The organism is Halococcus saccharolyticus DSM 5350 (genome assembly GCF_000336915.1).
Classification (GTDB): domain Archaea; phylum Halobacteriota; class Halobacteria; order Halobacteriales; family Halococcaceae; genus Halococcus; species Halococcus saccharolyticus.
Genome location: NZ_AOMD01000034.1, coordinates 24,040 through 47,526 on the forward strand (window position 1 = coordinate 24,040; position 23,487 = coordinate 47,526).

The window sequence follows — 23,487 nt, forward strand, 5'->3', positions numbered from 1 at the left end:
CTATTGATGCGCTCGTGACGTTCTTCGCACCGGGGGTGCGTAGACACGGCGCGAGCGCGCGGCGACCCTGCCTGGGCGAACCCAACACTCCTATATCGGCCGCCGAGAAACGCCTCGGTATGTTCCTCTCGCTTCGCGACGACGTCGCCGACGCGCTCTCCGCGGCGCTCGCGACGCTCGACGTGCCGGGGACGGATCTCGGTATCGAGGAGCCTCCCGAGAACGTCGACGCCGCACTCGCCTCTAGTGTGGCCTTCCGGCTGGCCGCAGAGCGCGGCGCACCCCCGCCCCAGGTCGCCCAGGAGGTCGCCGACGCGCTCGACACCGCGGGCTACGAGTATCTCGATCGGGTCTCTCTCGCGGGGCCGTACGTCAACTTCCACCCCAGCGAGGCGTACTACGACGACACACTCGCGGCCGCCGGCGACAACGGCTATGGCCGACTCGACCCGAAGGACGAGTCGGTCGTGGTCGAACACACTAGCGCGAATCCTACCGGCCCCGTCCACGTTGGCCGGGCGCGCAACCCCATCATCGGCGACGCGGTCGCGAACGTCCTTGACTTCGCTGGCTACGACGTCACCCGCCATTACTACGTCAACGACGCCGGCCGCCAGATGGCGGTGTTCACGTGGGCCTACGAGACCTTCGAGGAAGACGAACTTCCCGAACCGGAACGACCACGTGCGGACTACGATCTCGTGCGCTACTACCGGAAGGGCAACGAGTTCCTCGAAGAGGTGAGCGAGGCCGAGCGCAGGGTAGCCGAGGACGAGATCCAATCGATCCTCCAGGGGCTCGAAGACGGCGACGAGGCGACTTTCGAGCGGGTGAACGAGGTCGTCGAACCGATGCTCGGTGGGATGAGCTCGTCGCTCGAACGACTGCCCGTGACGTACGACGAGTTCGTCCGCGAGACGCGGTTCATGCGCAGCGGCGCGACCGACGACGTGATCGAGCGGCTCCAAGACACCGAGAACGCGGTCTACGAAGAGGACGCGTGGCAGCTCGATCTTCCCGACTTCGAGAAGAAGCTGGTCTTCCTCCGATCCGACGGGACGAGCCTCTACACCACCCGCGACCTCGCCCACCACGAGTGGAAATTCGACAACTTCGATCACGCGGTCACGGTGCTCGGCGAGGACCACAAGCTCCAGGCCGAACAGCTCCGGGGGGCGCTCGACCTGCTCGGTAACGATACCGACCAGCTTCGCTCCGTGTATTACTCGTGGGTCAACCTCCCGGAGGGCGGCATGAGTACCCGTGCGGGCACCGGCGTCGATCTCGACGACCTGCTCGACGAGTCGATCGACCGCGCGCGCGAGGAGGTCGAATCCCGGCTCGAAAGTCGGATCCGCGACGACGATCTCACCGAGAACGATGTCGAGCGGATCGCCCGCCAGGTCGGCCTTGGTGCGGTCCGATACGACATCGTCTCCAAACAGCCCACGAAGGCGATCACTTTCGAGTGGGACCGTGCGCTCGACTTCGAGGCTCAGTCCGCGCCGTACGTCCAGTACGTCCACGCCCGGACCTGTGGGATCCTCGCGGAGGCCGACGGGGTTCCAGCTCTCGATGGTGTGGACGCGAGCACGCTCACGACGCCCGAAGAGCGCGCGCTGCTCGACGTGATCGCGCGGTTCCCGGCAGTCGTCGAGAGCGCGGCCGACGAACTCGCCCCTCACGTCGTCGCCACCTACACCCGCGAGTTCGCCGAACGGTTCAACGCTTTCTACCGCGAGTGTCCCGTACTCGACGCCGAGGGCGAGACCCGCACGGCGCGGCTCGCCCTCGTCGCCGCCGCCAGGACCACGATGGCGAACGCACTCGGCCTCCTCGGGGTGGCTGCACCCGAATCGATGTGAACTCCCGAGGGAACGAGTCTGCGTGAGCGATCCTATCACTTGATTCGAGAACTACTGGACACTCGACGAGCCGCTGTGATCTCTCGATGAGTTACGGGTCCGAAACGAACCGCTCGATCTCTTCGGGAGAGAGGACGCCCGTCGTAGTCCGGCCGTCGACAACGAACGTCGGGACATCGCTGACGCCGTCGCGTCGCGCTCTCTCGAACCGCTCGAAAAGCTGGCTGCGGCGTTCGTCGTCCGCGATGGCGTCGTAGGTCTCGTCGCGGTCCACGCCAGCATCCGCTGCGATTTCGGCCAGAACCCCGCCGTCGCTGATGTCGCGGCCGTCCTCCCACAGAGTGTCGAATATCGCGGCGTTGACCTCGGCCCACTGGTCGGGATACTCGTTCCGGATGTATGCCGAGACCACCTGTGCGTTGAGAGAATCTACTTTGGGAACTTCGTCGAGAGACAGCATCTCGTCCGCATCGAACTTCGTTCGCAGTTGTCCGATGCGCTGTTCGACCTCGGTCGGATACCCTTTGTCGGCCTCGTCGTCGATCTCGCCATCCGGCCCGCGTTTCTCGTTTCGGAGGTCGAACGGCCGCCAGTCGACGGTTAGTGCGTCGTCGCGCGTTCGTCGATACTGTTCGAGAGATCGGTGGGCGAGATAGCAGAACGGACAACTGTAGTCCGCGTACTCGACGAGAGTGTTCTCGCGTTCGCTCATGGATACTGGGTTGTGACCGAACCAGTAGAACCTTCGCACGACGATCGACGGACAGCGGTGGACTGACCGACTGCCAAAGGGTACTTACCCCGGAAGGCGGTATTATCACCCAATGAGTGCCCAGGAAGCCGAACAGTCCGACCGGAAGAAGTACGAGTTCCGGAAGGTCATCGAGGATCTGAAGGAGTACGAGGGATCAGGAACGCAGCTCGTCTCCATCTACGTCACGCCGGGCGAGATGATCAGTGACATCGTCGCCCACGTCAACGAGGAGTACTCCGAGGCGTCGAACATCAAGTCGAAACAGACCCGGACCAACGTCCAGGACGCGCTGAAGTCGATCAAGGACCGCCTCCGGTACTACGACACCCCGCCCGAAAACGGGATGGCGGTGTTCAGCGGCGCGATCGACACCGGCGGTGGCCGGACCGATATGGTTACCCGAGTCCTCGAAGACCCGCCACAGCCCATTCAGTCCTCGCTGTACCGGTGTTCCTCGGAGTTCGTGACCGAACCGTTAGAGGAGATGTTCACCGATCAAGGACTCTTCGGACTGATCGTCCTCGATCGGCGGGAGGCGAACGTGGGCTGGCTCCGCGGCAAACGGGTCGTCCCTGTCAAGTCGGCATCCTCGCTGGTTCCCGGAAAACAGCGAAAGGGTGGCCAGTCCGCTCAGCGGTTCGCCCGCCTGCGACTGGAGGCGATCGATAACTTCTACCAGGAAGTCGCGGGGATGGCGAACGACCTGATGGTGCCCGAACGCCACGAGATCGACGGCGTTCTCGTGGGTGGGCCCTCGCCAACCAAAGACGAGTTCCTCGACGGTGACTACCTCCACCACGAACTCGGCGAGAAGGTGATCGGGAAGTTCGACGTGGCCTACACCGACGAGTCGGGTCTCTCCGACCTCGTGGATTCGGCGGGCGACGCGCTCGCCGATCAAGAGGTGATGCAGGACAAAGCCGAGATGGAGGAGTTCTTTTCGGAGCTCCACGGTGGCGATCTCGCGACCTACGGGTTCGGCCCCACGAGGGAAAACCTCGTGCTCGGATCGGTCGATCGCCTCCTCATCTCCGAGGAACTCCGGGACGACGTCGTGACCTACGAGTGTCCGGACGGCCACGAGGACCGCGAACTCGTCGATCGACGAAGCGATACGCCGGAACACACCTGTGAGACATGTGACGCCGAGCCGGAAGAAATCGAGCGCGAAGACGTGATCGAACACCTGATGGAAATCGCTGACAATCGAGGGACGGAAACCAAGTTCATCTCCGAGGACTTCGAGAAGGGCGAGCAGCTGCTGAACGCGTTCGGCGGGATCGCGGGAATCCTCCGCTATTCGACAGGTGTCTGACGCGGCTCGTCCGAAATCGGACACCGGCAGTCGGTTTCGTCGAGTGAAACCGTCGGCAGGGCGAAGCAAATTATATAACCGCCCGCGTGGAGAGGGTATGTAACGGATTATGGTCTCGCCCGGCAAACTCACCGCTCTCACGGCGCTCGCGGACGGTTCGACTCCGGAGTACGAACCCACGATCGATCCCGATACCGGCGCGGTCAGCTATCCGGAGGTGGCGCGGCTACTCAACGACGAGGATCCGACCGCCTTCGAAGCGCTCGAATCGCTGGCTCGTCGCGACATCCTCGGTAAAACCTTCGAGGAGAAGGTGTACGTCTGTCCCGGCTGCGGAGCCGAGGGGATGCAGTACACCACGGCCTGTCCGGGCTGTGGATCGGCGTACACCATCGAAACGGAACTGTTCGAACACCTCGACTGTGGCCACATCGCCCCACGGGTGGAGTTCGAGGCGGGGCCCAACGAGTTCGTCTGTCCCGGCTGCGAGGCGACGGTCGACGATTCGGAAGCCATAGATCGGAAGAGCNTTCGTTGCTGTAGTCCGCGAGCCCGTTGTTCCGCTTGCAGTTCGCGTCGTTGCCTTGCTCGCGGTCCTCGTTGATCACGTCGGTACAGCCTCACCGATTCGGGCCAGCGATGGGTCGAGACCCAGCTTTCGGCCCGCGAGTCGGTCGTCGAACTGCTGACCGATCGCGGGTTCGACGCGAGCGCGAACACGACGGTCCAAGGTGACTCCGGAACGGAACATCCGGTGCACGTCTACGGCGAGGACGAACTCCTCGACAGCCGGATCGTGGTGGCGATCCACGAACGCCCCGATCGGGAGGACGCCGCCGACCTCCGTGACGTCGCCGCCGATCTCGACGCGCGACCCATGATGGTCACCACACTCGGCTCGGTCGCGACATCGGTGGCCTCGCTCGCCGATCGCGACGATCTCCGCATCCTGAGCGCACAGACCGATGGCACGCTCGAACGCGACTACGAGGTGACCGATGATCCGCGCACGACTCAGTCGCTAGTCCAGCGGATCGCCTCGGCAGTCAAGCAGCCCTGATCGGTCGCAGACGGTCGATTTTTCGCGTTACTCGCGAACGCTTTCGAGCTGCTTTCGTCGACGTTCGAGGTCTACTTGTGGGTCGAGATCGCGATTGCTCGCGAGGCGATCGAGAACCAGTAGCGGGTCCGCACCGGCACGTTCGACACGCTGGAGGAGCGCTTCGATCTCGGATCGGTAGACCGCAAACGAGTCGAGCAGCCCGACCGCGAGCGCCATCGGCACCGCTGCCTCAGTTGTGGGAAACGCGTCGCTTACACGGGTGAAATCGGCTGTCGAAGCTGTATCAGCCTCCATAACGGGATGGAGTGTGAGGCAGTGCGTACAGAGTGCGACCCGCGTCTCGTCGCCGGGAACGTACTCGTGGAGGTCATCGGGAACGGCGAACGCGACCGTCTCGCTGTCGCAGTTGGGACAGTCCATGATTGGGTGGCGGACGAACGCAGTAAAAATGTGGGTGCCGTCAGTCCGAGGTAACGGCGACTTCGCCTTCGGGCCGCTCTTTGGTTTCGGCCGCGGCTTGCTCGCGGGCCTCGCTCTCGGCCTCTTCCTTTTTGTTCTTGATCTTCTTCATCCGGAAGATCTCCTCGCGCTCTTGCTCTTCGAGCTTCTGCTCGATGTACTCCTGGTTTTCCTTGAGTTCGGGCAGAAGCTTGAATTCGAGGGCGTTGACCCGGCGCTTGGTGGTTTCGATTTCGTGGAGCATCTTCTTCATCGCGGTCTCGACCTCGGCCGCGAGGATGATCGACTCGATCAGTTCCTCGTAGGCGTCGGCGGCCTCGTCGATGCGTGCGCTCGTGCCCATCACGCCGTAGCCACGCTCCGCGAGGTCCTTTTTCACCTTCGAGGACTCGATCTGAGGAACCACCACGCCCATGATGTTGTGTGACTGGAGCGTGATCTCGGGGTGGTCTTCGAGCGCCGCCGCCGCGCCACGGACCTCGAGGTCGCCGTCCATCGCGCGTGCGATGTCGATGGCCTCTTGGGCGTCTTCGTAGTTGTCGGCGAGCCCCGAGCGCACATCCTGGGCCTGATCGAGGATGTCCATGAACTCCATGATCAGCCCGTCGCGTTTCTTCTCTAGGGTGTCGTGGCCGCGCTCGGAGAGGTCGATCCGCTCCTCGATCGCCATCAGGTTCTTGCGCGTGGGTTTGACGTCGGTGGCCATTTGGGTGGACTAGCGGGGCGAGGCTCTTAAGCCTCGGCCTCCGCCTCGGCGGACTCTTCGGTTTCCTCGTCGGCGGCGGTCTCGGTCGTAACGTCCTCGCGGTAGTACTCCTCGATGAGCTCCTCGTCGATCCGGTTGAGCTCGGACTTGGGGAGCGTCGAGAGCAGGTCCCAGCCGATGTCGAGGGTTTCCTCGATCTCGCGGTTGGTGTCGAATCCCTGATCGACGAACTCGTTCTCGAAGCGGTCGGCCAGATCGAGATACAGGTTGTCCCGTTCGGACAGTGCCTCCCGACCGACGATGTTCACGAGGTCCCGAAGATCCTCACCCTCGGCGTAGGCAGCGTAGAGCTGATCGGAGACGTCACCGTGATCCTCGCGGGTCAGTCCCTCGCCGATCCCGTCGTCCATCAGCCGCGAGAGGCTCGGCAGGACGTTGACCGGTGGCTGCACACCTTGGGAATTGAGGTCCCGATCCATCATGATCTGGCCCTCGGTGATGTACCCCGTAAGGTCGGGGATCGGGTGGGTGTCGTCGTCGCCCGGCATCGTGAGGATCGGAATCTGGGTCACCGATCCCTCGCGGCCCTTGATCCGACCCGCGCGCTCGTAGAGCTGGGCGAGGTCGGTGTACATGTAGCCAGGGTACCCACGCCGGCCGGGCACCTCCTCCCGAGCGGCACCGATCTGACGGAGTGCCTCGCAGTAGTTGGTCATGTCCGTCAGGATCACGAGCACGTGATACCCCTTCTCGAACGCGAGGTACTCCGCCGTCGTGAGTGCGAGTCGCGGCGTGATCTGTCGCTCGACTGCCGGGTCGTCCGCGAGGTTCGCGAACACGACCGAGCGTTCGAGCGCGCCGGTGCGCTCGAAGTCCGCGAGGAACTCGTTGGACTCCTCGGCGGTGATCCCCATCGCCGCGAACACCACCGCGAACTCCGATCCGTCGTCGTCCGTGTCAGCGTCCCCATCCTCCGCAGCCTCGTCGGCTTCCTCCTCGGGCACCGACGCCTGGCGCGCGATCTGGAGCGCGAGATCGTTGTGAGGCAGCCCCGACGCCGAGAAGATCGGGAGTTTCTGCCCCCTGACAAGCGTGTTCATCCCGTCGATCGCCGACACGCCGGTCTGAATGAACTCCTCGGGGTACTCCCGCGCCGTGGGGTTGATCGCTGCCCCGACGATGTCCTGGCGCTCGTCGGGCACGATCTCGGGACCGTCGTCGATCGGACGGCCCGAGCCGTCGAGCACTCTGCCGAGCAGGTCCTCGGTGACGGGCATCTTCATCGTCTCGCCGAGGAAGCGAACGGAAGCGTCGCGGTTGATGCTGCCGGTCCCCTCGAACACCTGGATCGAGGCGAAGTCCTCGTTCGATTCGAGCACTTGGCCGCGCTTCTGTTCACCGTTCGGCAGTTCGATCTCGACGATCTCGTCGTACCCCACCGGCTCGTCGATCTCGACGAACACCAGCGGACCGCTGATCTCCTCGATGGTTTGATACTCTTTCATGGCTGTAATCAGTATTTCTCCCGGAGCTGCTCCTCGACGTCGGCCTCGATCTCGTCGATGTACTCCTCGTACTCCGCGGTCGTGCCGATCCGGTTGAGTCGGGGTGCGGCGTCGATGTCGGTGATCTCGTCGACCGGCACGCCGGCGTCGAGCGCCGCGAACGCCTCGTCGTTGTAGGTCTTGATCGCCTGCATGATGAGGTAGGTCTTCTCCGGTGCGGAGTACGCGTCCACGTCGTCGAGCGCGTTCTGCTGGAGGAACGCCTCACGGAGATATCGGGCGATCTCGAGGGTGAGCTGCTGGTCGTCCGGCAGCGCGTCCTCACCGACCAGCTGGACGATCTCCTGGAGTTCGCTCTCCTCGTCCAGGGTGTCGATCGCCCACTGGCGGACGTCCGGCCAGTCGCTCGCGACGTTCTCCTCGAACCACGGATCGAGCTGGTCGCGATACAGCGAGTACGACTCGTCCCAGTTGATCGCGGGGAAGTGCCGGCGTTCGGCGAGGTCCGCGTCGAGCGCCCAGAACGTCTTCACGATCCGGAGGGTGTTCTGTGTCACCGGCTCGGAGAAGTCACCGCCCGGCGGGCTGACCGCGCCGACCGCCGAGATCGACCCTTCAGTACCGTTGATGTTCTGGAAGTAGCCCGCGCGCTCGTAGAATTCGCTGAGTCGCGCCGCGAGGTAGGCGGGATACCCCTCCTCGCCGGGCATCTCCTCCAGCCGCGAGGAGATCTCCCGCATCGCCTCGGCCCACCGCGACGTGGAGTCCGCCATTAGTGCCACGTCGTAGCCCATGTCACGGTAGTACTCCGCGATCGTGATCCCGGTGTAGACACAGGATTCCCGCGCCGCGACCGGCATGTTCGAAGTATTCGCGATGAGACACGTCCGGCTCATCAGCGGTTTCCCAGTGTTCGGGTCCTCGAGTTCGGGGAAGTCGTCGATCACCTCGGTCATCTCGTTGCCCCGCTCGCCACACCCGATGTAGATCACGATGTCGGCGTCGGCGAACTTGGCGAGGCTCTGCTGGGTGACCGTTTTGCCGGAGCCGAACGGCCCCGGAATCGCCGCGGTTCCGCCCTTCGCGAGCGGGAACAGCCCGTCCTGGACGCGCTGGCCCGTCACGAGCGGCGTGGTCGGTGTCTCCTTGTCGAGCGTGGGGCGGGCCTCACGCACCGGCCACTCCTGGTGCATCGTGACGTCTTCGCCGGAGTCGAGTTCCACAACCGTGTCCTCGACGGTGAACTCGCCCTCCTCGACACTCGTAATTTCGCCACCCTCGTAGTCCGGCGGCACGAGCACCTTGTGTTCGATACTCTCGGTCTCTGGAACTGTTCCGACGATATCGCCGGCCTCGACCGTGTCGCCTTCCTCGACGGTGGGCGTGAACGCCCACGTCTCCTCCATATCGATACCGGGCGCGTCGACCCCGCGGTCGAGGAACGCCCCCATCCGGTCTTCGAGCACATCCAGCGGGCGCTGAACGCCGTCGTAGATCGAGTAGAGCATCCCGGGCCCGAGATCGACCGAGAGCGGCTCGCCGGTGTTTTCGACGGGTTCGCCCGGCGCGACGTTCGAGGTCTCCTCGTACACCTGAATCGTCGTTCGGTTGCCCTCGATCTCGATGACCTCGCCCATCAACCCTTCCTCGCCGACGTACACCACGTCGTTCATCCGGGCTCCGAGGTCCGTGGCGACCACGACGGGGCCGCTCACGCTCGCGATCGTGCCGTCCTCCGTGACCTGTGTCTCCGTTGCTTGACTCATTGTGTTATTGGTCGTCGTCCATCAAGTCGATGCCGATGGCGCGTTTGATCTGCCCCCGCAACCCGCCGGTGCCGGCACCTTCGCCGCCGAGCGTCACGAGTGTGGGTTCGATACTGGTTTCCGCGTCCTGTCTCACACCGCGCGAGAGATACTCCATGTCCTCGTCGGCCATCACCACGATTCCGACGTCGTCGTCGTCGAACACCTGCTCGACCGCACCGTCGAGCGTGTCCGCCTTCTCGTCGTCAGGGACGTTCTCGAACTTCCGGACGCCCGCGAGTCGAAAGCCCGTGGTAAACTCCGGACTCCCGACGACCGCGATCTCCTGACTCATGGTGCATCCATCGGCGGGTGTTGGGTACCCGTCGGTTTCGGCCTGTCGATCATAGCATCACCAGTTCGTCTTCGATGGTGTCGGGATCGAGTCCGGCCTCCTTGCCCCGCGCGATCGCCCGGACGTTCTCGACCTCGCGCATCTTCGCGAGGACGAACGCGAACACCGGACAGACCGACAGCGGGTAGCGACTCGAGAGCGTGCGCGAGTATTCGAGCAACGCCGCATCGAGCGCGCGTTCGAACCCGCGCAGGCTCTCGGCGGTGTCGAGTTCGGACAGCGCGGCGTCGAGATCGTCGCTGTAGGGACTCTCACGAAGCTGCGCGACGAGCTCGTCCGTGTTCGTGACGAGCTGGCTGATCTCGTCCTCGTCGAACAGCCGCCCACCCGAGATGAAGTACTCGGCGGGATCCATCTCCGCACCGCTCCGTGAGAGCCGGAGCGCGTTCCGAACGTTCCGAAAGTCGATCTCGCTTTCGAGGAAGTCGACGTACAGCTGCGTCGCCCGGTTCGGTTCGTTCGGCAATCCGTCGGTGAGCGCCTCGTAGAACGCCCGATCGACCGCGTTTTCGAGCGGGACGAGCAACGACTCCGCTTCGTACTCCTCGTAGGCGTTCGCGAGCGGTTCGCCGAACAGGGTGTCGTCGAGCAGCGTGACGACCTCCTCGATCGAGCCAGCCCCCAGCAGTCGATCGATGCGCTCGTCGCTGAACTCGCCGGCTCGGATCAGGTCGACCTCGATCGACTCGCGGTCGGCCTCGGAGTACAGTCCCCGAAGCACGGTCTTGACGTTCCACGCGTCGAACTGCCGGAGGTAGCGTGCGATGTAGTCGTAGAGCGCGCCGTCGGCGAACCGGAGGAGGTCGTCGAAGTGGTTCGCGAGATTGCGGTGGAGTGCGTTCTCGATGAGGTCCACGCCGGAGTGACGGCTCCCGAGCGCGTTCATCTCCTCTTCGTACTCGCTCTCCTCCATGAACCGCGCGATCTCGCTCGGCCCCATCCGGATCAGCTTCCGGTAGTCGTCCTCGTCGAACAGCCGCGACCGTCGCGAGCGGACGCGCGCGATAACGTACTCGTAGTTCGACTCGCCCGAGCCCGATCGAACGCTCATTGCTCGAACAGTCGCGTGCTGATTTCCTGCAGTCGATCCTCCCAGACGCTATCGAGCACCGAGTCGAACGTATTGTTCACCCGCACCCGCGAGGCGTCGCTCTCGGCGACCACGCCGCCGAGACAGTCGACTTCGCCAGCGTGCTCGAACCCGTCGTACTCCGCGACGAGCGATTCGAGCAGGTCGGCGTCGTCGGCTCGCCCCGAAATCCGCACCGTATCGCCCTCGTCGAACTCCGCAGCGGCGTCGTCGAGCAGCGCGCGCGTGACCTCCTCGCGTCGCTCGCCGGAGAGGTCGGCGATGCGGGATTCGGCCTCGTCGCGGGTGTCTTCGAGGACGATGCGGCGGCCTTCGAGGCGCTTCTGTTTGGCCTCCAGCTTCGCACTGGAGAGTTTCTGTTCACGTTCCTGTTCGATCCGGCGTTCGATCTCGCGTTCGCGCTCGGCGCGGATCTCCTCGGCATCGGCCTCGGCCTCGGCGACGATCTCATCGGCGCGCTCGTCGGCCTCGTTCCGGATGCGTTCGGCCCGGTCCCTCGCGTCGTCTTTGATGTCCTCCGCAACCGTATCGAGACTCATGATGTGTTGAAAAAACCGGCCGTCGTTAGGCGACGAAGACGGTGACGAATGCGATGATGATGAGCGTCTCCGGCAGGGCGGTGAAGATCAGCGCCTGGACGAACACGTCGTCGTCCTCGGCGACTGCACCGACCGCCGCCGCACCGATCGATCGCTGGGCGAGGCCCGTCCCGAGCGCACCGAGACCGACCGCGAGCGCCGCCATACCACTTGCGGTGATGGCGGGACCGCCCTGCTGCAGTACGAGTTGCGTCAGCGCTGGAATGATTTCGAGCATTGGGTGAGATTCCGTTTGGCTTGGTCTTCCGACGGTCGTGAGTTGGTCCCGAAGCAGGCATAAAACTTCCTAAATCGGTCGAGAGACCCGCCCAAGTCCGTGGACTGTGACGATGCCGATGAACCGAAAAGAACACGAACGATCGCTCGGACCGTCCCCGGTCGGCAGGCGACGAACGCTACTCGTCAGTGGTGAACCGACGGGCGTACCCGAACGGCTTGTAGGTGGTTCCGCTGCCCTCGTAGAACTTCGTGAAGAACTCGAAGTATTCGAGCCGGATCGACTGGATTCCTGCCGAAGTGATCCCGAGCAGGAGGACGACGAGATGACCAACTATCAGGACGAGCACGCCGAGGGCGACGAAAAGCGGTCCCTGATGGATCAGCCCGGGTCCGAGGATTTCGATGACCTCGTGACCATGATACATCGAGTTGAGCTCCGGCATCTTGCCGAGCGCGAAGTGCCACTCGGCACCGCTTTCGGATTCGGTGGCGTAGACTCCAAAGAAGAGGAGGTTGACCGCAAAGGCCATCCCCGCCTTCGCCAGCAGGACGGCGGCGATCCGGAGATACGACAGCACGTGTGCGAGTACCTGGTGGATCTCGACGAGTTCGTGGGTGGGACCGGCGACCAACAGTCCGGCACCGACGAGGAATGCAACGCCGCCGACGATCCCGACCCACGACGGGAAGCCGGTAAAGCCAAGTTCGAACGCCGCTCCCTCGCCGCTGGCGAACACCTCGAACAGCAGGTCGGGCTTCGAGCCATCGAACAGCCGGCTGAAGATGAACACCCAGAGCCCGTTCAGCGCGAGCAGCCACGAACCGGTCTCCTTCAGCGCGTCGGCGAACCCGTGGAACGTGTACTCCTCGATGAACTCGAAGGTCCACGCGAGATTCAGGTGCAGGACCCCGAACAGCGCGGTGACGACGAACCACGTCCGGGCCCAGTAGCTGGTCGCGGGCGAGAGTCCTTTCTCGATCGGGGCGTGTGAGAGGCCAACAACCCCCTCCCAGAGGTACGTCGAGACCAGATGTAGCCCGAAGATTTCGCCGTAGAGCACGCCGAACACGACCGTCGAGATGCCGGCCGCGAGCGCGACCGCGCCGAACCGCTGGAACGTATCGGAGTCGAAGCCGGTGTACATCCAGTACCCGATCCCGCTGTAGATTAGCCCGTAGCCGACGTCGCCGATCATGAATCCGAACATCAGCGGGAACGTCAGAAACAGGATGATCGTCGGATCGAACTCGGCATACGACGGTCGACCGACCGCTTTCGTCAGGAGTTCGAACGGCCGTACTCCCTTCGGGTTCTTCTGGACCACGGGCGGCTCGCCGTTGCCCATTCTGGTTTCGGTCCCACCGTCGGACTCGCTTCGCTCGACCGACGAGGATCGCCTCGCTTCGCTCGGCTCACCACCGTCGGCTTCGAGCCGGCTATCGTCCGATTCGCTGTCGTCGTCCAGCGGCTGGAGCCCGCTCGACTGCTCGTCGGCGTTCCCGCTGCCGTCAGCGGCGGTTTCGGGCTCGCCCACGCCGGGTTCGGTCGGGCCGGTCGGTTCGCGGTCGGCGACCTGGCCGCTGCTGTCGTAGGCGGCGCGTTCGAGCTCCTCGACCTCGCAGTGCTCGCCGACGCTGGCTTGGAGCGACTCCGCGAGGTCGACGAACTGCTCGGTCGGGAGCCAGCCCTCGGCTACGAACGCGTTGTTCGTGGTGGCGAACGCGAGCGGGATCTCGCGCTTTTCGACCTCGATGGTGAGCTGTTCTTCGGCCGCGAGCAGGAAGTCGCCGTGTTCTTCGCGGAGCTCGTCGAGCTCGGCTTCGACGGATTCGGTCTCGCGATCGAGTTCCGCACGGCGGTCGTCGAGGTCGTCGAGGTACGCTGTGGGGCTCTCCTCGGCGTCGGGGACCTCGATGGCCGCGAACTCCGCACCGACCAAGGCATCTTCGAGCACGTCGCTCGATCCTGCTGCAGGGCGTGCGAACACCGCAATCACGCCGTCCTCGGCGAACGTCTCGTAGCGCTCGATGTCCTCGGCGGCGTCGAGTGCCGCCCGGACCGCTTGCTCGTCACCCTGTCCGACGCTGGTTTCGAGCGAGTCGTACCCGGAGAGCAGGTCGAGATCGATCCCGAGCGTTTCGAGCGGAGCCATCGCGCTGGCGCGCTCGTCGAGTGTGCGACGCTCGTCGCGGAGGTCGTCGCGCCGATCGTCGCAATCGTTGACCGCCTCGCGAACCCGCTCAAGTCGATCGGCGAGGTTGTCGGTATCGACGCGCCCGCCCGAATTGTCCCGATCGCCGTCGATGTCGAGAATCGACTCGAGCGAGCGGACGGTGACGAGGCGTTCGGCGGCCGCGTCAGCGCCCGCGATCGGGTCACCGGGTTCGAACCCCTCCCACGCGCCGTCGTAGTCGGTCACGTGGAGCAGGTTGAGGTCGTGGGTGGTCTCGATTACGTCGTCGAGCACGCGCTTTGCGCCCGTGATCGACACCCGGCTCATCCGCTCTGGCCTAAGCATGAACCCTCTCGATGAACTCGGTGACGACGTAGTCGGCCACGTCGTCGACGTTCTCCCTCGCACCCGATTCGAGCCGTTCACGCTCTTGGGCACCCGATTCGAGGATTGCCTCACGCTCGGCCTCGATCTCCGCGCGCGCCGTCTCGAGGCGTTCGGATTCGAGTTCGTCGGCCTCCTCGCGGGCGGACTCACGGATCTCCTCGGCTTTGCGCTCGGCCTCGGCGATGCGTTCCTCGCGGTCTTCCTCGGCGGATTCGACGATCTCCTCGGCCTCGCGCTCGGCCGCCTGGATTCGGTCGAGAACCTCTGGCCTCGCCATAATCTTGTCTGGGCGGCTCTTGTGCGAGCGCCTATTTGGTAGTTGCGAATACCGTGTGGCCCAACAGCGCCGTCCCATCGGTTGGCGAGCCGCACCACCGACCCCCGGCGGTGGCGCGCGGCTGCGCGGCTGCTCTGACGGAGCGCCCGCGCGACTCTCGCGCGAGGGATGACTGAGCGAGCGTAGCGAACGAAGGAATCGGTTGGGGGAGGTGTGTGGCTGTTGCGGTGCGGTGCTGAGGTGGTGGTGTCAGTAATCGAACCGCGAACGAGCCGCAGGCGAGTGAGCGGCTCTTTTTAGTCCAGGTTTTTCAAGGAGTGGTCGGCGAACGAAGTGAGTCGACCCGACGCAGAAAAAAGTGGGTGTGTATCCCCAGAGTTATGCCGACAGCCGGCGAATCCGCGGCCAATGGGAGTGCTCGAAGACAAGGCGCGTGCGCGGGTGTTCTACAAGTACCTCTCCCGCGTCTACGACGAGATCAACCCCTTCATCTGGAACGAGTCGATGCGGGCCGACGCCATCGATTGGCTCGACCCTGCGCCCGACGATCGGGTGCTCGACGTGGGCTGTGGCACGGGCTTTGCCACCGAGGGCCTGCTCGAACGCACCGACAACGTCCATGGACTCGACCAGAGCAGCCACCAGCTCGAACGCGCCTGGGAAAAGTTCGGGAAGACCGACCAGGTCCGATTTTATCGAGGCGACGCCGAGCGGCTCCCCTTCGCCGACGACGCCTTCGATGCGGTCTGGTCGTCGGGATCGATCGAGTACTGGCCCGATCCGGTCGCCACCCTTCGGGAATTCTGTCGGGTGGTCAAGCCGGGCGGTAGCGTGCTCGTTGTCGGTCCTGATGCGCCGACATCGTCGGTCTTCGGCCGGGTCGCCGACGCGATCATGCTGTTCTACGACGAGGACGAGGCCGACCGGATGTTCGACGCGGCGGGTTTCGAGGAATTCGAACACCACATCCAGCAGGCCCGTCCTGGCAGTCCACGAGCGATTACGACGGTCGCACACGTTCCTGAGTAGGTGTTGTCGGTCGGATCCCGGTATGTCTCGTGATTCCGTGATGACAACTCCGGAGTCGGTTCGTCTGCATCTATTTTCGACACAAACGAGTGATCGCAGACCACACCCTCCCCAGCCGTTTCGCTCGCTTTGTTCACTCAGTCGCCCTCTCGCGCGAGTCGCGCGCCTCCGGCGCGCTCACGGGTCGCTTGCGCACCCCGTTCACATCCGAGGCGCTCACTTCGGTCGCGCCGCGCTCTGCTCCCGCGCGCCAGCGTCCCGGCCCGATGGTCTGGCTTTTCGATCGATGTCAGCCGATATCACGCTCGTGCCGTGGCGATGGCCGTTCCGTCGACGTAGAAGTTGATAGTTAGGCTCGATCCCGTGCTCGGATACGGTGAGTTCGTCCCGGCGACCACCAACGAAGTCGTTTCCCCGGCCGACCAGGTGTTGTCGCCCCCTTTTTGGAGAGGGGCAGACAGTGTTCCGACGAAACCATCCATCCCCGCAGGGGCTGGAACGACCGGTTGGTCTTCGAGCGGTTGCCCATCGACCAAGATACGGATGGTGAGATCGCGGGCATTGAGTTCGTCGCCAGCTACGTGTGTCAGCACGATCTTCGGATTGTCGTACCTGTCCCCAGTTTCCCTCTCGGCAGTGATCGTAGCCGTTGGTGGATCGTCCATCTGACCATCGACCCCGACGACGAACACGCCGACGATACCGGCGAGCGTGACGACGACGGCGAGCACGAGAACGACGCCAACTACCGGAGCGACTGCACGGCGTGACACGCCACGCGGTGGTCCCGGCCTCGTACTTCAACGTTCGGCGACGCGGACGGTTACGGCGAGGTGGGGGCAACGAGCGCCGTCCCGTTCGTCGTGACGGCCACGCTCGTCTCGACGCGCATGATCGATCCGTTCACGCGGACCGTCACCGTGGCGTTTCCGCGCGGTGCGACCGTCCACAGACGGCCGTCGGGGCCGGTTTCGCCCACCGTTCGGTTCTCGATCGTCACGGTGCCGTCGAGCCGTTTGCCGCTCTCGGTCGTCAGGAGCACTTCGAGCGGGCCGGTCGGATGGGTGCGATTGACCACGAGTCGCCGGTTCGCGGCGGTGGTAGTCACCGGCGCGGCCGTTGGCAGCCGTGTCAGAGTCTTCTGTTGGTGTTCGACGAACACCTGGCTGGTGCTCTGATCGAGATACGCCGTGAGTCGGCCGTGATCGTGTGAGAATCGGAATCGGGAGATACCGACTTGCTGGACGTTGCGCTGGCCTTTGGATCCGGAGTTATTCTCGGCCCAGGGATACAACATCGCGCGGCGATTGCGCACGTCCGTGTTGTTCTCGACGCTGCCTGCAGTAGTATTTCGTTCGCTCGGAAGGTACGCCTCACGATAGTACTGCCCGTCGTCGACGGTCGCCAGCACGACCCCATCGGCCGTCGTTTCGGCGTACACCCAGAGGGGTTCGAGACGCTCCTCACGGGTCGAGCCGACCCGGGCGACGCCGGACGGAACGTCGGCGTCGACGGGAACCGTGTTCTCCCCGCGAAGCGCCGTTGTGACTCGATCACGGACCGGGCCGCCGAACGGCGCGAGTTCGAACTGTCGGTTCTGTGCCCAGTTGATCACTGATGTACCGTCGATCGTCGACTGTGGGACCGACTCCGCCCGCCGCTGTAACTGCTCGACTGCCGTTTCGAGTCGACCGGCCGCAGCGCCGATCCGCGCGAGATCGCGGAGGAACGCCTGTCCGGACAACGATCCGTTGTTGTAGGCCGTGATCGTGGTGGCCTGTCGATCGTGAAGCGCCGCGATCCGTTCGTCGATTCGGGCGGCAGTCGTCTCGATCTGCTCGTGACGTGCCGTGACGGACTCGGTATCCGAAAGGCGCTGTCGGAGCACCTCCTGTTGAAACCGGCCGTCGAGCTGCTGTGTTTCGAGTGCGAGCGTTCCCGAAACGTCGATCGTCGCGCCATTGTACGCCGCGGTTTCGAGCGAATCGGGTGTGATGCGGAGATACGAGGTCGTCTCGGTCGCCGGCGTGACCGGGGCCGCCGAGCTGACGCGAGCCCCGTCCGGCGGACGTGAAGCCGGAGCCGCGAGCGCGACCGGCGCGAGGACACAGCAGAGAGCAAGCACGAGTGCGATCGCGCGGCGCATCGGATGGACCATCTGTTCCCGTCGCTATTAAAATCCCGGCCGAAACATGGCTCGGAGGCGGCCATACACGGTGATCCAGGGGATGAAAAGGGTTTTCGTGTCGGCCCGAGCAGAGTCGGGTATGCGCTTTCGGGCGGTGCTGTGCGCGCTCCTCGCTGCCGTCGTCGCCGTCACCGCCGTCGGGCCGGCGGTCGTGTACGGCCAGCCCGGGACGGACATCGACCAGGCGGCGTCGCCGATCGACAGCGCCGACGCCGCCACGACCATCGCCATCCAGCCCCGACCGAACGGCGACGCCCGACTCCGGATCTCGACGCGCTTCGCTCTCACCAGTACGAACGAGACCAGAGCGTTCAGAACGATCGCGAGGGAGTTCGAGGAGAGCGCCAACACCGATCCGATCCCGACGTTCCGGCGCGCCGCGACCGCGGCGAGCAACGCCACTCGCCGGCCGATGAACGTTACGAACGTCAACCGAACCGCGACGATCGTGGGCCGGAACAACACCAGCAAGAACGACACCGGCCGGCTCGTGGTCGCGTTCACGTGGACGAACTTCGCCCGGCAGAGTGACGACGAGCTGATCGTCGGTGACGTGTTCAACACCAGCCAGGGAACCTGGCTCCCGTCGCTCACATCGGAGCAGACGTTGCGCATCGAAACGCCCCGAGGGCACACCATCGATACCTCGCCGATCGGATATACCAATCGCACGCTCGTGTGGAAGGGGTCCCGATCGTTCGCTCCCGGGGAGCCGCGGGTGATCTACGATCGCACCGGCGCACCACTCCAGCCCACGACTGGCGAGAATCCCAACGGAAGCGAAGATGGCAACGGCGACACCGGACCGTTCGCCGCAGTACCGCCGCTCGTGGTCGGCGCAGGAGCGATCGTTCTCGGGGCGGGTGTCGTGATCGTCGGGGCGTACACCTGGACGCGACGCGAGACGGACGGTGACGGGGACACACCCGATGTCGCCGATGACGACTCCGGATCGGGGACGACGCCGGCGACGGCGCAAACGGAAGCGGGAACCGGCGCTTCCGCCGTGGCGACCGCCGACGAACCCGACGACGAACCGCCTGACGACGAACTCCTCTCGGACGAGGAGCGTGTCGAGCGACTCCTCGAACGCAACGACGGGCGGATGAAGCAGGCCTCGATCGTCGATGAGACCGGCTGGTCGAACGCGAAGGTATCCCAGTTGCTGTCGGCGATGGACGACACGGGCAGAATCGAGAAGCTCCGAATCGGCCGGGAGAACCTCATCAGCCTGCCTGATCGCGACGATGAGACGGTTTGACGCTTTCGGAACCGTTAACATTCGCGGGCGGCGACTCCCGTCCGATGAAGATCCTCATCGCGGTAACCGAGGTGGCCGAGGTCGAGGACGACTTCGAGATCGACGGTCTCGCGGTCGCCGAGCAGTACCTCGACTACGATCTCAACGAGTGGGACGACTACGCCATCGAGGCGGGCGTCCAGCTCCAGGAGGCGGGTGAGGACGTCGAGGTCGTCTCGGTCACGATCGGCCCCGAACGGAGCGAGGAGACCATCCGGATGGGGCTCGCGAAAGGTGTCGACCGCGCGATCCGGGTCTGGGACGACGCGCTCGAAGGGGAAGGACAGCTTGGCGTCGAAACCAAGGCCGATATCCTCGCGGCGGTCGCCGAGGACGAAGACCCCGACCTCGTGCTCGCGGGCGTCCAGTCGAACGACGACGCCTTCGGGGCCACCGGCGTCTCGCTCGCCGACGAGATCGGCTTCGAGTGGGCTGCGGTCGTCAACGATCTCGATCTCGATCCTGGGGGAAGCGTCGCCTCGGTCCACCGCGAACTCGAAGGCGGCGTCGAGGAGCTCACCGACGTGGAACTCCCCGCCGTCCTCACCATCCAGACCGGGATCAACGAGCCCCGGTATGCGAGCCTCCGCGGGATCCGCCAGGCCCAATCGAAGGAGATCGCTCCAAAGGACCTCGCGGACATCGGCCTCGATGCGTCGGTGACTGAGAGTCCGATCACGCTCACCCAGCTCTACGAGCCAGAAACCGAGAGCGACGCGACGGTGTTCGAGGGCAGCCCCGACGAGGAAGCCGACCAGTTGGCTGAACTGCTCCGCGACAAGGGGGTGGTCGAGGGATGACGGTCCTCGCCATCGCCGAACACCGCCGCGGCGAGCTGCGCGACGTGAGCTTCGAGCTTGCTACCGTGGGCCGCGAGCTCGCCGACGCCACGGACGGCGACCTCCACCTCGCCGTGATCGGCGGCGAAGTAGCGGAGTTCGCCGACCGGCTCGACCGCGAGGGTGTCGACGTCGTCCACACGGTCGACGAGGGCGAGGAGTTCAACCACGACGTCTATGTCCAGGCGGTCACCGCGCTCTACGACGAGGTCGAGCCCGACACGCTGCTCATGCCGAACTCGGTCAACGGGCTAGATTACGCTCCTGCGGTCGCCAACCGTCTCTCGCTGCCGCTCGTGACCGACGCGATCGACATCGAGCGCGACGGCGTCCTCTCGGTGACCCGCGAGAAGTACGGCTCGAAGGTGGAAACAGTAGTCGAAGTCGACGCCGACCGCGCGGCGGTGACGGTTCGGCCCGGCGAGTGGCCGCCCGCCGAGGGCACCAACGGAGCCGAAATCCGAGCGTTCGACGCCGAGATCGACGAGTCGGCGGTGCGCTCGACGGTAACCGGATTCCAGGAGGTCGGCGGCGGCGACGTCGACATCAGCGAGGCCGACGTGCTGGTGTCGGTGGGCCGCGGGATCGAAGAGGAGGAGAACATCGCGCTGGTCGAGGCGCTGGCGGATACCCTCGACGCGACGCTCTCTTCCTCGCGGCCGATCGTCGACAACGGCTGGCTCCCGAAGAATCGCCAGGTCGGCCAGTCGGGGAAGGTCGTTACGCCCGACGTGTACATTGCAATCGGGATTTCGGGTGCCGTCCAGCACGTCGCTGGGATGAAGGGAGCCGAGACGATCGTCGCGATCAACACCGACCCGAACGCGCCGATCTACGACCTCGCGGACTACGGGATCGTCGACGACCTCTTCGACGTGGTGCCGGCGCTGATCGAGGCGTTCGGCGGCGAACCGCCCGAAATCTGACGATTCGTTCTGGTTACCGCCGATCGTCACGTACTTTCACGCCGGGTCTAAAGAGCGGACAATGGAGTATCTCGAACGCCGGCGGGCGATGGTCGAGGAGCGCCTCGAAGCCGTCTGCGAGGCGTCCGAGCCCGACGATCTCGCCGCCCAGCTCGAACACGTCGCGCTCTCTGGCGGCAAGCGCGTCCGGCCAACAGTCACAGTTTTAGCCTGTGAGGCTGCCGGCGGGGAGGGTGAGGACGCGGTCGATTTCGCGGTCGGGATCGAGCTGGTGCACAACGCCTCGCTCGTGGTCGACGACATCATCGACGAGTCGGACGTCCGCCGGGGGACCGATAGCGCGTGGGCGGCCTTCGGCCACGGCTCGGCGCTGATCGCCTCGGATGGGCTGCTCGGCGAGGCGTTCGCGCTCTTTGCGACCGACGAGCGTGCGATGGAGGTCGTGAGCGAGGCGATGGTCGAACTCGGCGAGGGTGAAGCGACCGAACTCGTCGCTCAGCCCACCACCCAGACGGAGTACATGGAGCTCGCCCGCCGGAAGACAGGGGCGCTCTTTCGTGCGGCGGCCCAGTTGGGCGCGGTCGCGGCCGACGCCGACGACGCCACGGTGGCAGCGTTCGGCGACTACGCCGAAGGTGTCGGGGTCGCCTTTCAGATTCGCGACGACGTGCTCGATGCGACTGCCGACGCCGACGATCTCGGCAAGCCGACGGGTCAGGACAGCGAGATGGACCGCCCCTCGCTCGTCGAAGTCACCGATCTTGCGCCGGAGGAAGCGAACGACCTCGCACGTCGAACCGCCGACGACGCGCTCGCGGCGCTCGACTCGGTTTCGATCGCCGATGAACAGGCCGAGGAGTACCTCCGCGATCTCGCGGAGTTCGTGGTCGTCCGCGAGCGATAATTTGCCGTGAGATCACAAATTCGCTTGCAAGCGGTCAACCGCCTCATTCCCTCGATCTTGAACCTCTCCTAATTCTTCGTAGAGATCAGAGAGAAGTTCGCTCTGTTCCGACCGTGTATCAATCTCCTCGTGTCTTGCTGCAGCGTGTGGCATTGCTTCGGCAAGAACGGATACTGAAGAATAGAATTCAACGACGCACTCAACTTCTTTTGCCGTGAGGATCCCAATGTCGGCAGCAGTTGAATCGAATACCGTCCGTGGAAGGAAATCGTGTTCAGGAACGAAAGCAAACGCTGCAGAGGCATCTCTCCAGTATTCAATCCTACTAGCTGTTTCGTTAATTTCGGATATTAATGCTCTCCTTAATTTCTCTTGCTGATTCTGCTTCTGTCGATAATCAAGATAGTATCTGACTAGGAACGAGCCAGCTGAGCCAATCAAAGCACCAAAACCAGCAGCGAGGACCGGACTCAATTCTCCGGTAGCTTGTAAGAGCAGTGCAGTCATGACAACCGATCCTTGCGGTCGTTTTAATTGTCTTCTGGGAAATGGTTGGGGGTGAAATTGTGCTCCTTCGACGAGTGGAAGACTATGCTGGCTCGGGTACGCTCGGCGAGCGCGACTCGGCGATAGCGAAGGCGAGCGTGCTCACGAGGCCGAGCAGCGTTCCGGCGGTGAGCGCGACCGCCATGTACGAGAGTCCGACATCGCCGAGGAGGTACGCACCGACGCCGTGGAGGACGGCCGCGATCGCGAGCACGTAGAAGGGTGCGTTGAGGTAGCGCCACCGGAACCGCTCGGCGAGATAGGTGTCGGTGATCCGGCCAACGCTGCTGGTGACTCCCGCCGCGGCGATCCACGGCACCGCACCGACGACGAACGCCGCGGCGGTGTCGACCGGCGTCAGCGCTCCCGCTCCCGCTTGGGCGGCGTCGAGCGTTCGGACACCGCTGACGCCGCCGATGACGAACAGCGCGAGCGCCACCACCGACGTGATGAGCATGACCCGGCCAGCGTACAGCCCGCTTCGTGCGCGCGCGACCGACTCGTCGACCGCGCGTTCGAGTCCGAGACCGCGAAAGAGGACGTACAGTCCGAGCAGCGCCGAGATGACGCCGATCACCGCCGTCCCCGGCACCCCCAGCCGGCCGGCGAGTTCCACGAGCGGGTAGATCAACAGGAGAATACCGAGCGGCACGAGGATCGTTCCCCGCGTTTCGGGATCGTCGAGCACCTGCTTCATCGTGTAGTAGATCGACTCCAGGTTCTGGGCCTGGCGGACGACCACCCGGCGCACCCCGTCGACCGGCAGCCGCGACCGGATCACTGGCAGCACCGACTCGTCCTGCGCGCCGTCGGTGACCACCAGCGCGCGGACGTCCTCGCCGGTGACGAGCCCCGCGAGGATCGTGTCGACCTCCTCGCCGACGCGCCGGTTGGCGGCGACGCCACCGCTCTCGACACCCGTGACCGCCGCGACCTCGATCCGCTCGTCGGTGATGTCGTCGTGGATGTGGAGGCCCTCGAACAACACATTGGAGTCCGAGTCCTCCGGGTCCGCGGTGGCGAGCGCGACCGCCGCCCGCTCGACCGCATCTCGCCCGACAACGGGCGTCTCGACGCCGGCCTTCCGGCCGAGATCGTCGTCGAGGTCGACACACAGCACGAGCAGCATCGCCTGGCCGTACGCGATCCGGGGTTAACTGCTTTCCGTGCGAACGGTTCGGA

Annotated in this window: 24 protein-coding genes; 9 read left to right on the forward strand and 15 right to left on the reverse strand. The window is 64.6% G+C overall.

Going from position 1 to position 23,487, the window contains the following annotated elements; translation table 11 throughout:
* Nucleotides 1-119: 119 nt before the first annotated feature.
* Nucleotides 120-1,865, forward strand: coding sequence for an arginine--tRNA ligase (gene argS / locus C449_RS16880; protein WP_006079265.1), 1,746 nt, complete (start codon nt 120-122; stop codon nt 1,863-1,865).
* 91 nt (nt 1,866-1,956) lie between these two features.
* Here argS and C449_RS16885 read toward each other — a convergent pair whose 3' ends face one another.
* On the reverse strand, nt 1,957-2,577 hold the full coding sequence (locus C449_RS16885; protein WP_006079266.1) for a DsbA family oxidoreductase: 621 nt from the start codon (nt 2,575-2,577) through the stop codon (nt 1,957-1,959).
* Nucleotides 2,578-2,689: 112 nt separating this feature from the next.
* Between C449_RS16885 and prf1 the strand changes: the two genes are divergently transcribed.
* The 3 genes from prf1 to C449_RS18765 all read left to right on the forward strand — a co-directional run bounded on the left by prf1 (nt 2,690) and on the right by C449_RS18765 (nt 4,994).
* Nucleotides 2,690-3,934, forward strand: a complete 1,245-nt coding sequence (gene prf1 / locus C449_RS16890; protein WP_006079267.1) for a peptide chain release factor aRF-1 — start codon at nt 2,690-2,692, stop codon at nt 3,932-3,934.
* Between the two features lie 109 nt (nt 3,935-4,043).
* A complete protein-coding gene (locus tag C449_RS18760) occupies nt 4,044-4,538 on the forward strand; it encodes a TackOD1 domain-containing metal-binding protein (protein ID WP_152415762.1) in 495 nt (164 codons plus the stop codon).
* Between the two features lie 150 nt (nt 4,539-4,688).
* Nucleotides 4,689-4,994 (forward strand): hypothetical protein, encoded by a 306-nt coding sequence (locus C449_RS18765; RefSeq protein ID WP_080504957.1) that lies wholly within the window; start codon nt 4,689-4,691, stop codon nt 4,992-4,994.
* Between the two features lie 27 nt (nt 4,995-5,021).
* Here C449_RS18765 and C449_RS16900 read toward each other — a convergent pair whose 3' ends face one another.
* The 10 genes from C449_RS16900 to ahaH all read right to left on the reverse strand — a co-directional run bounded on the left by C449_RS16900 (nt 5,022) and on the right by ahaH (nt 14,573).
* Nucleotides 5,022-5,417: a DUF6276 family protein gene (locus C449_RS16900; RefSeq protein WP_006079268.1), complete on the reverse strand. Its 396-nt coding sequence runs from the start codon at nt 5,415-5,417 to the stop codon at nt 5,022-5,024.
* A gap of 40 nt (nt 5,418-5,457) precedes the next feature.
* Nucleotides 5,458-6,162: a V-type ATP synthase subunit D gene (locus C449_RS16905; protein WP_006079269.1), complete on the reverse strand. Its 705-nt coding sequence runs from the start codon at nt 6,160-6,162 to the stop codon at nt 5,458-5,460.
* Between the two features lie 26 nt (nt 6,163-6,188).
* Nucleotides 6,189-7,667 carry a V-type ATP synthase subunit B gene (locus C449_RS16910; RefSeq protein WP_006079270.1) on the reverse strand — a complete coding sequence of 493 codons (1,479 nt, stop codon included), beginning with the start codon at nt 7,665-7,667 and terminating at the stop codon, nt 6,189-6,191.
* 8 nt (nt 7,668-7,675) lie between these two features.
* Nucleotides 7,676-9,433, reverse strand: coding sequence for an ATP synthase subunit A (locus C449_RS16915; protein ID WP_006079271.1), 1,758 nt, complete (start codon nt 9,431-9,433; stop codon nt 7,676-7,678).
* A gap of 4 nt (nt 9,434-9,437) precedes the next feature.
* A complete protein-coding gene (locus C449_RS16920) occupies nt 9,438-9,767 on the reverse strand; it encodes a V-type ATP synthase subunit F (protein ID WP_006079272.1) in 330 nt (109 codons plus the stop codon).
* Between the two features lie 49 nt (nt 9,768-9,816).
* Nucleotides 9,817-10,878 (reverse strand): V-type ATP synthase subunit C, encoded by a 1,062-nt coding sequence (locus tag C449_RS16925; protein WP_006079273.1) that lies wholly within the window; start codon nt 10,876-10,878, stop codon nt 9,817-9,819.
* Nucleotides 10,875-11,456: a V-type ATP synthase subunit E gene (locus C449_RS16930; protein WP_006079274.1), complete on the reverse strand. Its 582-nt coding sequence runs from the start codon at nt 11,454-11,456 to the stop codon at nt 10,875-10,877. The genes C449_RS16925 and C449_RS16930 overlap by 4 nt, the downstream gene beginning before the upstream one ends.
* A 25-nt stretch (nt 11,457-11,481) precedes the next feature.
* Nucleotides 11,482-11,733, reverse strand: coding sequence for a hypothetical protein (locus tag C449_RS16935; protein WP_006079275.1), 252 nt, complete (start codon nt 11,731-11,733; stop codon nt 11,482-11,484).
* 178 nt (nt 11,734-11,911) lie between these two features.
* Nucleotides 11,912-14,254 carry a V-type ATP synthase subunit I gene (locus C449_RS16940; protein WP_049914406.1) on the reverse strand — a complete coding sequence of 781 codons (2,343 nt, stop codon included), beginning with the start codon at nt 14,252-14,254 and terminating at the stop codon, nt 11,912-11,914.
* Nucleotides 14,247-14,573: an ATP synthase archaeal subunit H gene (gene ahaH, locus C449_RS16945; protein ID WP_006079277.1), complete on the reverse strand. Its 327-nt coding sequence runs from the start codon at nt 14,571-14,573 to the stop codon at nt 14,247-14,249. Before ahaH ends, C449_RS16940 begins: the two co-directional genes overlap by 8 nt.
* Nucleotides 14,574-14,981: 408 nt before the next feature.
* Between ahaH and C449_RS16950 the strand changes: the two genes are divergently transcribed.
* On the forward strand, nt 14,982-15,602 hold the full coding sequence (locus C449_RS16950) for a methyltransferase domain-containing protein (protein WP_006079278.1): 621 nt from the start codon (nt 14,982-14,984) through the stop codon (nt 15,600-15,602).
* A gap of 299 nt (nt 15,603-15,901) precedes the next feature.
* On the opposite strand, the gene C449_RS16955 is transcribed toward C449_RS16950, so the two are convergent.
* Both C449_RS16955 and C449_RS16960 read right to left on the reverse strand, forming a co-directional pair.
* Nucleotides 15,902-16,375: a type IV pilin gene (locus tag C449_RS16955; protein ID WP_049914408.1), complete on the reverse strand. Its 474-nt coding sequence runs from the start codon at nt 16,373-16,375 to the stop codon at nt 15,902-15,904.
* A gap of 50 nt (nt 16,376-16,425) precedes the next feature.
* Nucleotides 16,426-17,748: a DUF7096 domain-containing protein gene (locus C449_RS16960; RefSeq protein ID WP_152415763.1), complete on the reverse strand. Its 1,323-nt coding sequence runs from the start codon at nt 17,746-17,748 to the stop codon at nt 16,426-16,428.
* Nucleotides 17,749-17,869: 121 nt separating this feature from the next.
* On the opposite strand from C449_RS16960, the gene C449_RS16965 reads away from it, so the two are divergent.
* The 4 genes from C449_RS16965 (at nt 17,870) to C449_RS16980 (ending at nt 21,759) form a co-directional block, all read left to right on the forward strand.
* Nucleotides 17,870-19,051, forward strand: coding sequence for a helix-turn-helix transcriptional regulator (locus C449_RS16965; protein WP_006079281.1), 1,182 nt, complete (start codon nt 17,870-17,872; stop codon nt 19,049-19,051).
* Between the two features lie 44 nt (nt 19,052-19,095).
* Nucleotides 19,096-19,890 carry an electron transfer flavoprotein subunit beta/FixA family protein gene (locus C449_RS16970; protein WP_006079282.1) on the forward strand — a complete coding sequence of 265 codons (795 nt, stop codon included), beginning with the start codon at nt 19,096-19,098 and terminating at the stop codon, nt 19,888-19,890.
* A complete protein-coding gene (locus tag C449_RS16975) occupies nt 19,887-20,855 on the forward strand; it encodes an electron transfer flavoprotein subunit alpha/FixB family protein (RefSeq protein WP_006079283.1) in 969 nt (322 codons plus the stop codon). The genes C449_RS16970 and C449_RS16975 overlap by 4 nt, the downstream gene beginning before the upstream one ends.
* 61 nt (nt 20,856-20,916) lie before the next feature.
* Nucleotides 20,917-21,759: a polyprenyl synthetase family protein gene (locus tag C449_RS16980; protein WP_006079284.1), complete on the forward strand. Its 843-nt coding sequence runs from the start codon at nt 20,917-20,919 to the stop codon at nt 21,757-21,759.
* A gap of 12 nt (nt 21,760-21,771) precedes the next feature.
* On the opposite strand, the gene C449_RS17970 is transcribed toward C449_RS16980, so the two are convergent.
* The gene (locus tag C449_RS17970) at nt 21,772-22,266 is read right to left on the reverse strand and encodes a hypothetical protein (RefSeq protein ID WP_152415764.1); all 495 of its coding nucleotides are present in this window, start codon (nt 22,264-22,266) and stop codon (nt 21,772-21,774) included.
* A gap of 82 nt (nt 22,267-22,348) precedes the next feature.
* Nucleotides 22,349-23,434, reverse strand: a complete 1,086-nt coding sequence (locus C449_RS16985) for a DUF373 family protein (protein ID WP_006079285.1) — start codon at nt 23,432-23,434, stop codon at nt 22,349-22,351.
* Between the last annotated feature and the right edge of the window lie 53 nt (nt 23,435-23,487).